Annotated in this window: 6 protein-coding genes; 2 read left to right on the plus strand and 4 right to left on the minus strand. The window is 33.5% G+C overall.

The genetic code is table 11. The features are described from left to right. Window positions 1-136 precede the first annotated feature (136 nt). Complete coding sequence (gene lysA, locus ABYI63_RS02885) at window positions 137-1,372, minus strand: diaminopimelate decarboxylase (protein ID WP_372753244.1); 1,236 nt, start codon at window positions 1,370-1,372, stop codon at window positions 137-139. A gap of 230 nt (window positions 1,373-1,602) precedes the next feature. Here lysA and sucC point away from each other — a divergent pair, with 230 nt between their 5' ends. Next, complete coding sequence (gene sucC, locus ABYI63_RS02890; RefSeq protein WP_372753246.1) at window positions 1,603-2,793, plus strand: ADP-forming succinate--CoA ligase subunit beta; 1,191 nt, start codon at window positions 1,603-1,605, stop codon at window positions 2,791-2,793. A gap of 50 nt (window positions 2,794-2,843) precedes the next feature. On the opposite strand, the gene ABYI63_RS02895 is transcribed toward sucC, so the two are convergent. Beyond that, the gene (locus tag ABYI63_RS02895; protein ID WP_372753248.1) at window positions 2,844-3,221 is read right to left on the minus strand and encodes a DUF1456 family protein; all 378 of its coding nucleotides are present in this window, start codon (window positions 3,219-3,221) and stop codon (window positions 2,844-2,846) included. A gap of 358 nt (window positions 3,222-3,579) precedes the next feature. Here ABYI63_RS02895 and ABYI63_RS02900 point away from each other — a divergent pair, with 358 nt between their 5' ends. Continuing rightward, complete coding sequence (locus ABYI63_RS02900) at window positions 3,580-3,987, plus strand: TerB family tellurite resistance protein (protein ID WP_372753250.1); 408 nt, start codon at window positions 3,580-3,582, stop codon at window positions 3,985-3,987. 69 nt (window positions 3,988-4,056) lie between these two features. Here the strand turns inward: ABYI63_RS02900 and uvrB are convergent, their stop codons facing one another. Continuing rightward, window positions 4,057-6,060 (minus strand): excinuclease ABC subunit UvrB, encoded by a 2,004-nt coding sequence (uvrB, locus tag ABYI63_RS02905; RefSeq protein ID WP_372753252.1) that lies wholly within the window; start codon window positions 6,058-6,060, stop codon window positions 4,057-4,059. A gap of 27 nt (window positions 6,061-6,087) precedes the next feature. Beyond that, on the minus strand, window positions 6,088-10,527 hold the full coding sequence (locus ABYI63_RS02910) for a T9SS type B sorting domain-containing protein (protein WP_372753254.1): 4,440 nt from the start codon (window positions 10,525-10,527) through the stop codon (window positions 6,088-6,090). Window position 10,528 lies beyond the last annotated feature (1 nt).

Raw genomic sequence — 10,528 nt, forward strand, 5'->3', positions numbered from 1 at the left:
ATATTTATATAATATTAAGTAAAATATTGAAAATTAACAACTTATTTGAGTGTTATTTGAAAATACAGTGTTTTTAATACAAAAAAATGCTCAACAAGTGTTGAGCATTTTCATAAAAAAGGTTTAGTTGGTAAAGTTATTTAACCAATTGTTTTTCCTTTTTACAAGCAAAATTTATTTCTATTTGATTTTTTAAAATATCATCAAATGTTTCTCTTTTTCTTATTAAATGTGCTTCATTATTATACCATAATACTTCTGCAGGACGGAATCTAGAATTGTAGTTACTTGCCATAGAAAAGCAATAAGCCCCAGCATTTTTAAAGCATAATATATCACCTTCATTAATTTCGTTTATTCTTCGGTTGTTGCCGAAGGTATCGGTTTCACAAATATAACCAACAACTGTGTAAAAACGCTCACGACCTTTTGGATTGGAAATGTTAATAATATCGTGATGCGATCCGTAAAACATCGGACGAATTAAATGATTAAAACCAGAATCTACCTGAGCAAAAACCGTTGAAGTTGTTTGTTTAATAGCATTTACTTTTGTTAAAAAGTTTCCTGATTCGCTCACCAAAAATTTACCAGGTTCAAAAGCTAATGTCAAATCTTTGCCATATTCTTTACAGAACGCATTAAATCTAGCCGATAATTTTTCACCCAGTTCTTCAATATTAGTTTCTATATCACCTTGTTTGTAAGGAACTTTAAAACCAGAACCGAAATCAATAAAATCTAGATTTTTAAATTGTTTTGCTGTATCAAATAAAATTTCACTTGCATAAAGAAATACCTCAATATCCAAAATATCACTTCCTGTATGCATGTGAATACCATTAATAGTCATTTTAGTATTTTCAACAATACGTAAAATATGAGGTATTTGATGAATAGAAATTCCGAATTTAGAATCGATATGGCCAACAGAAATATTAGCATTACCACCAGCCATTACGTGAGGATTTATACGAATACAAACTGGTGTTTTTGGATGTTTTGTACCAAATTGCTCTAAAATAGAAAGGTTATCAATGTTTATTTTAACACCAAGTTTAGCAGCTTCTTCAATTTCGTTTAAAGATACGCCATTTGGTGTAAAAATAATTTGTTCGGGAGTGAAACCTGCAGCCAAACCCAATTGAACCTCTTGTATTGAAACCGTATCAATCCCAGAACCTAATGTGTTAAATAGCTTTAATATGGATATATTAGATAATGCTTTTACCGCATAATTTATTTTAAGATGCTTAACGTTTTTAAAAGCATTTGTTAATCTTTTGTATTGATATTCAATTTTTTCGGCATCATAAACATATACCGGACTTCCAAAATCTTGTGCAATTTTAAGCAATTGATTTTCCAACATAATTTTAAATTTTCGTCAAAGATATTTCTTTAAGATTAAAAAAAAAGAATTAAATCAATATTTAAATAAATTAAACAAAATGTTAATTATATAACAATGTATTGTTAAGTATTAGTTATTACGTTATAAACATGTAAGTTAGTAAAATTCAAAACCCAAAACACGTATTTCATATTTTATATTTCATAATTAAATATTACATTTGCCCAACTAAAACGATTTAGCAAGTTATGAATTTACACGAATATCAAGGTAAAGAAATATTAAGCAGCTTTGGCGTACGTATCCAACGTGGTATTGTTGCTCAAAGTGCACAAGAAGCAGTAACAGCTGCGAAACAACTAACTGCCGAAACTGGTACAAGTTGGTATGTTATAAAGGCACAAGTACATGCAGGTGGTCGCGGTAAAGGTGGTGGAGTAAAACTTGCTAAAAATCTTAAAGAAGTTGAAGATATTTCAGGACAAATAATAGGAATGAATCTTATTACGCCTCAAACATCTGCTGCTGGTAAAAAGGTACATCAAGTTTTAATTGCGGAAGATGTTTATTACCCAGGTGAAAGTGAAACGAGTGAGTTCTATATGTCTGTTCTTTTAAACAGAGGTACAGGTCGCAACATGATTATGTATTCTACTGAAGGTGGAATGGATATTGAAACTGTTGCTGAAGAAACACCTCATTTGATTTTTACCGAAGAAATTGATCCAACAGTGGGTATTTTACCTTTTCAAGCAAGACGTGTTGCTTTTAATTTAGGATTGTCAGGTAACGCTTTTAAAGAAATGACAAAGTTTGTTACTAATCTTTATACAGCTTATGTGAAATCTGATTCTTCTTTATTTGAAATCAATCCGGTTTTAAAAACAAGTGACAATAAAATATTAGCTGTTGATGCTAAAGTAACTATTGACGATAATTCACTATTCAGACATAAAAATTATGTTGATTTACGTGACGTACGTGAAGAAAGTGCTATTGAAGTTGAAGCAGGAGCTCTAGGTTTAAATTATGTTGATTTAGATGGTAATGTTGGATGTATGGTGAATGGTGCTGGTTTAGCAATGGCAACCATGGATTTGATTAAACAAGCAGGAGGGGAGCCAGCAAACTTTTTAGATGTTGGTGGTACTGCAGATGCAGCTAGGGTAGAAGCAGCATTTAAAATCATATTAAAAGATCCAGCTGTAAAGGCTATTTTAATTAATATTTTTGGAGGTATTGTACGTTGCGATAGAGTAGCCCAAGGGGTTATTGATGCTTACAAAAATATGGGTAATATTAATGTGCCAATTATTGTACGCTTACAAGGTACAAATGCCGATATTGCTAAAAAATTAATTGATAATTCTGGATTGGATGTTATGAGTGCTACTGAATTCCAAGAAGCAGCTGATAAGGTACAACAGGTATTAGCATAAAATACTTTCGAAAAAAGTAGAAATCTTAGTTATATATTAAAAGAGCAACGTTATTCGTTGCTCTTTTTGTTTGTTTTGGAATGTATCAAACTTTTTTTCTTTTTTTTAGGTTTCCCCTCTGTATGCTTAACACGTGGTTTCTCGGAATCCTTATCTTGATCTTTTTGGGACTTTGAATTTTGATTTTTTTCTTTCTTGGAATTTTTATCAGGCATTGGGCCTCGTAAATGTATCACTAACCCATTTAAAAAATTTCGTAAAATCTGATCACCGCATTCCATATATTTGGGATGGTCTTCACTCCTAAAAAAAGCGCCTAATTCGCTTTTACTAATTCTAAAATCTACAAGTTCTAAAATCTTTACAATATCATCGTCTCTGAGTTTTAAGGCAACCCGTAATTTTTTTAGGATATCATTATTTGTCATGGCCATATTTTTTATTCTAAAGAAGAGCTACCGTTCATCGATAATGGAATTTAGTCGGAGCCATTCTAGCGTTTTTATAATTTTTGTAAAGATACCTTAAAAAATTGTTTTATTTTTCATTTTTAGTTAGCAAAATATATTTTTAAAAATCTGTAAATCAGTATTTTAAAAATATATTTTTAAATATTTTAATATGTGTTTTGAATATTTTTTTTAAAGGAAATTATTTTTTTTGAGATGAAGTAAATAAAATGGACGACCAACTACGTTCGTGTTTTCGATAAGTTACATATTATCTACGATTATTAAATTACTCATGGTTGTATCTTTATACTGTAACAAATTAATCCCTCAACCCATGATTAATCGAGTAGAAAAACTAAGTCTTCTGTCGGAAATGATTGCTTTCGCGAAGTACGACAAGGATATAAAGAATATAGAATATAACTTCCTGTTAGGCGTTTCAAAACAACTTGAAATTTCGCGTGAGGATTTTGATTATTTGATTGATAATCCAATCAATTATTTTCACTTAAAATCGCATAGCGAACGTATTGTACAATTCCATAGATTGGTGTTGTTAATGAATATTGAGAATCAAGGTGATAATAATTCCAAAGGTGTTATAAAACTGTATAATTTCGGACTACGCATGGGTTTAAGCCATGAGTCTATAACTAAGGTTTTATATTTAATGGAAAGTTTTCCAAATAAAATAGTACCACCAGATGTATTGATAGATATTTTTAAAACACAATACAATTAAGGTTAATTTGCTAAGATTCCTTTTACGTGTTTTTAAGGTTAACCAACTTGGTTATAGAAAAGCTAAAAGTTAAACTTTTAGCTTTTCCAATTTTTCTTGATATCCTTTTATTTCATCTCGTAATTTCGCTGCTGCTATAAAATCTAATGCTTTAGCGGCTTCTTCCATAACTTTTCGTTTTTCACGAATTTTCTTTTCTAATTCTGGTTTACTTAAATATTGAGATTCAGGTTCGGCTGCTTTTGCTGCTTCTAATTCATAGCTATATGTACTAACAGAATTTTTAGTAAGTGCATTATCTAAACTTTTATTTAAAGCTTTAGGAGTAAGTTTGTGTTTCGTGTTGTAGGCAATTTGTTTTTCTCTTCTGTAATTAGTTTCATCAATTGTTTTTTGCATGCTATTGGTAATTTTGTCCGCATACATAATGGCTTTACCATTTAAGTTTCTAGCAGCTCTTCCCACTGTTTGGGTAAGTGAACGTGCCGAACGTAAAAATCCTTCCTTATCGGCATCTAAAATGGCTACTAATGATACTTCAGGTAAGTCTAAACCTTCACGAAGTAAGTTTACACCAACTAATACATCAAAAAGGCCTTTACGCAAATCTTGCATAATTTCTACACGTTCTAATGTGTCTACATCACTATGAATGTATCTACAACGAATTTGTATTCTATCTAGATATTTAGTCAATTCTTCTGCCATGCGCTTAGTAAGCGTGGTTACCAGAGTTCGCTCGTCTTTTTCAACACGTTGTTGAATTTCCTCAATTAAATCATCTATTTGATTTAAGCTAGGTCGAATTTCTATTATAGGATCCAATAAACCTGTAGGTCTGATGACTTGTTCCACATAAACCCCATCCGATTTTTTTAATTCATAATCTGCTGGCGTGGCACTTACAAAAATAACTTGGTTTTGTATAGCTTCAAATTCTTCAAATTTTAATGGCCTGTTATCCATAGCGGCTGGTAATCTAAAACCATATTCAACTAAATTTTCCTTTCTGCTTCTATCACCTCCATACATGGCATGCACTTGAGAAATAGTTACATGGCTTTCGTCAACCACCATTAAATAATCATTTGGAAAATAATCCAATAAACAGAACGGGCGCGAGCCTGGTAGTCTGCCATCTAAATAACGAGAGTAGTTTTCTATTCCTGAACAATACCCTAATTCGCGAATCATTTCCAAGTCAAATTCGGTGCGTTCTTTAAGGCGTTTGGCTTCTAAATGTTTTCCTATTTCTTTAAAATAATCGTGTTGTTTTACTAAATCGTCCTGAATTTCTTTTATGGCATTTTGAAGAACATCAGGAGATGTAACAAACATGTTTGCCGGATAAATTGTTAGCAAATCATATTTTTCTATGACTTCATTGGTTTGAATGTTGAAGGATTCCATTTCTTCTATTTCATCACCAAAAAAGTGAATTCTAAATGCATCGTCGGCATAACTCGGAAATATATCAACCGTATCCCCTTTTATTCTGAAGTTTCCGTGATTAAACTCACCTTCAGTACGAGAGTATAAACTTTGTACTAATTGGTGCAAGAGTTTCGTTCTGGAAATGACCTGATCGCGTTTTAAAGTAATCACGTTTTTTTGAAATTCTATGGGGTTTCCAATACCATAAATACAAGAAACTGAAGCGACAACTAAAACATCTCGTCTGCCTGAAAGCAGAGCCGATGTTGCACTTAAACGCATTTTTTCAATTTCTTCGTTTATAGATAAGTCTTTTTCTATAAAAACTCCCGATACAGGTATGTAGGCTTCGGGTTGGTAGTAATCATAATACGACACAAAATACTCCACTGCGTTATTCGGAAAAAATTGCTTAAATTCTGAATATAATTGAGCTGCTAAAGTTTTGTTATGAGCCAAAACCAAGGTTGGTTTTTGTACTTCCTTAATAACATTAGCTACCGTAAAGGTTTTACCGGAACCAGTAACCCCAAGTAGTGTTTGGTACTTTTCATTAGCCTTTAAACCTTGTACAAGTTGTTTAATGGCTTGAGGTTGGTCGCCAGTAGGACTGAATTCTGATTCTATTTTGAACTGCATTTTGCAAAATTACGCAAAATATGTGTGTTATCGTTTTAAAGTGAAATGCCCCATAAAATTTCTGCCATCTTGAAGAAAAACTTTAAACCAATAATCATCAGCTGGCATTGGGGAACCATTAAATGTTCCGTCCCAACCATTGGATTCTGGTTTTACTTGCTTTAAAAGTTTGCCATATCGATCGTAAATGAGCACAATACTATTAGATTGCGTTGTTAAATTCATGCCTTTTATGTGCCAAAAGTCGTTAAACCCATCATTGTTTGGGGTGAAAAATTTGGTGTAACCTATAACCGAAATGTCTAATGTGCTCACGCCACATATGTCATCTTTCACATAAATTGTATACAATCCAGGTTTTACATTGTTGAACTGTGGATTCGATTGGTAGTTTATAAAAGGAGATCCATTTTCCCTAAGGGCGAATTCATAATTTCCACGGCCTAAATTTGCGGTGTTAATAGTAACCGAATTATTTTCTGAAAGATCTAAAATAGTGACATCATCTTGGGTGATTTTCGCTGTCTCAGAAGCTTCTACAACAAAATCTCTGGATTTTGAACAGTTAGAACCGTCGGTTTTTGTTAGGGTTACCGTATACACTCCAGGAGTTGAGACTTCAAGGGTTGAGCTAGTTGCTATTTCACTGCCCTCAAAATACCAGGAATATGTAAAGCTATCTGTAACTCTTGCTTCATAAGGGTCCAGAATAATGCTGAAAGTGGGATCTGAAGTACACACAATTTGATTGGTATTCACTGTGAATTCTGGCAACGCATTTACATTAAGAGTGATGTAAGGACCAATGGCCTGGCAATCATTACTAATTTCACTATCTACTCGAATATAAATTTGTTGGTAATTAGGATACCCAATATTTCTGTAACTCGATGTGTTTATTATCTCATTAGTTTCAGCTAGTGCATCGGCTTCATTTCTATAAAAAGTAACAGATGGTTTTTGTGGAGAAAAATAACTTTCTACAAGTGCTTTTACATGGCTAAAATTAAAGGTTGCAATCCCGTCGGTATCATCGTTGTTTTCATTATTATTTCCATTGATATCTAAGAAATCATCACATTCGAAAATAATTTCATTAATAACTCCTGGGGAAATTTGACTTAAACTCACTTGTAAATCAATTTTAGAGATGGCTACACACCCTGAATTTGCCGTAACTCTGGCCCAAACCTGATCTGTAAATGGGCTAGTGGTGTTTTTATAAATTAAGGGATCCTCTATAAAATCTATATTGTTAGAATCTCCTAAAATCGCAGCAGTTTCGGTTCTAAAATATGTGAAATTTTCGTTGCTTGCGTTGGTTGAAATTTTATTGTTTGCTTCCGTTAGGTTGAAAAAACTAATGCCATCGATATCATCATCGCACTGAATTAAATTAACATTTGTATTTATAATTGGAGACGGAATAATAGTAAGTGTCACACTGTCAGAATATAAGCCACAGCTATTTCCTGTTCGGTTTAGTTTTACCCGAAATTGATAGTTATTAAATGACAAAGAAATGTTAGAAATAGTTAGGTTAGGTGTTTGGGAGTTACTGTAAACCGTGTCATCTATTATGATGTTCCAAACTGTACCATTCGTACTTACTTCCCATTGAAAAGATTCCGCTTCTGATGAGTCAATAGAAATTATGCTATTTGAATTTTCGCAAGTTGTGATGTTTTCTGGTTGCGTTGTAATGGTTATTGGGGCACTAGTAAGGTAATCTGAATTTGGGATGGTATAGCCATCAAGTGCATTTGTGACTTTTCCTGAGGCATCTGTTGTTACAGTGTTATCGCCTAAATAATTGTCGTTGTTAGCATCGGAGAATCCTGCTTCTATAACATCGCTGCACGAATCACCATCACTATCTAAATCGATATAACTGAATATGCCGTCGGCATCCAGATCATTCAGAGTATATCCTAATAAATTACTGTCAGGTGATGTTTCTGCGGCATCTGCCCAGCCATTTACCCCAAAGTTACCATCTACCATGCCATCCAAATTGGTGTCGGATAAAGTTCCTAATTGACCAGATTCTATTAAATCGAAGATCCCATCATTATCACTGTCTAAATCATAAAAATCCGGAATGCCATCGCCATCAGTATCTAAAGGGGAGGTGTTTGAGTTATAAACATCGTCCAAACCATTAATGTCGTTGTCGGTTCCAGATAAAGCTATTAATGCTCCAGTGTTTTCTATAAAGTCTGGAATCCCATCATTATCACTATCTAAATCAAAAGCATTTTCTAAACCATCATTGTCGGTATCTAGTCTGAAACAAGTTAATGATAGGTTTGTGCTAAACTCCGAAGTAGCAGTAGAATTTGATACTTTATGAACTAGAGAAATGGCATCAACATTGTTCGCTAAAAATTGATATGGAATGCTGCCAAGCGGAGAAGGGTTTATTTTAAAATGAATTTCAGAACCTGAAATTTGTGTGATTCCTGCTTCAAAAACACCATCAAAATTAGAATCTACTAAAAGTCGATTACTAGGGTCTATTAATGTTATGTTTTTATTTATTGGTAATATTTTAAAAATAAAATATTCGCCATCAGTTGAAACATGTGGAGGTGAAGTGATTTCTGATAATTTAATATTTACAGGTTCTGTAAATACAATAGTATAATTATTTTCGGCATCACTATCAGCAGGGATTTCGCTGGTAATATTTCCTGTTCCTGTTATCCGAATTGCGTTGGTTCCCGGATCAGTGCGATTAGGTGAGAAGGTGTCAATGGCAAGTGTTTTGTTTATTGAGCCATCCTGAAATTTTAACCACGGTTCTCTAGTGTCAGATAAATCCATTATAACATCTCCTCTAGATTCGGTGCAATTTAAAATACCATCGTTGTCATTATCAATGTCAATATTGTCTATAATACCATCATTGTCAGAATCATCAGGACAAATACTTACGGGCACTTCAATAGATTCTAGACGTTCTAATGTGCAGGAAATGATACCAATCAGTTTATATTTTCCTGGATTTGTAGGTGTAAAACTAGGTGAACTGATAAATAAATTTTTAAATCCGCTGCCATCATCAAACCACCATTCAAAACTATCAAAACTTTGTGTGTTTGCCGCTTCCAATTTTACGTTTGGAATACAATTTCCTAATGTGGTGAATTGTGTTTCAAAATTAATTTCAGGAGCCGTGGGAAAGCCTGAATAAAAACTGCCAGATGTTGCATTGTTATTTTGGTTGAAATAAGCACAGTATAATTCGTCGTTACTTTGAACAGAAACGTTTCCACTAAGGTTTAACACCTTGTAGGTTACATAATCGGATTTTCCTGTAACAGTACTTGGTCCAACGGTATTGAAATTAGCAATGGGGCTGTTATTAATAGTTACAGTAGCTCCAACTTTTGTTACGATAGTTATACCTCCTGTGTAAATTGTGTTTCCAATATTTGTAATTGCAGCTATGTTATCCAGATTCCCTCGGGTTTCACAGCTTAAAGGAGGTACGAAAAACATGCCCTGGTTGGCTTCCGCACCTGCAAGTCCGCCAATACCTTGATATGCGAACACATCCTCTGTGGTTTGAACATACATATTGCCGTTTGCATTGTAATTGTAACCTTCAATTAAATAATATTCTCCTGCACTTATAGGCCCAATTGGAGCATTGCCATTAATGTATATAAATGTGTTATTTGAATGGGCAACTATCAGTACATTTTCCCAACCATCATCGCCTGCACCTCTAACAAAAATATATTCTTTTCCAACTTTTGAAACATCTACTATTTGGTCGATACCGTAGTCTCTTCCACTGCCGCCATAAAAACTTCCATTGGCAGAACCACAGTTAACAACAATGGGTTTGTCTGATTGCACAAGACAGCCAACAAGGCCGTCTCTGTTAATATTTGTAACTAAACTATTTGTTGCAACAACATAGCTTTCCCCTTTATTTAAAACAATATTTATTGGTGTAGCTCCAAAATAATTTTCAATAATGATTCCTGATGGTAAATCTGAAAATGCTACAAGAGTATTGTCGGCAGTTGCCATTACTGAAACAAAATTGAGGTAATTGGATTGCGGGTTTGAATTGGTAAAACTTCCAACCCTAAACGTGTTCCCTAATGCAGATGCGCCTTTACTTACCAATGCCCCAGCTTGTGCTCCTGCATTGACTCTTACCGAAACGTAAACAGGGCTTTGAGCTTCAATAATATATCCCTTATTTGTTTTTACGGTGCTTGTTTCCCCAATATTTACAAATAATTGAGTGTTTCTACCTGTTCCAATATTGTAAATGTAAGGTGCTGTTTTAGATACTGTTCCTGAAATAGTTGTTGCAGAACCAGAAGGTTTAATTGTGAAACTTACTAAAGAAGTACTTGGGGTTGAGATATAAATATAATGATCTTCGGGTTCTGAGGAATTAGTTCCAGACTCTGTTAATGGAGGAATATAATGTGTTTTACTCAAC

The organism is Mariniflexile sp. (assembly GCF_041583155.1).
In the GTDB taxonomy this organism is placed as follows: Bacteria; Bacteroidota; Bacteroidia; order Flavobacteriales; family Flavobacteriaceae; genus Mariniflexile.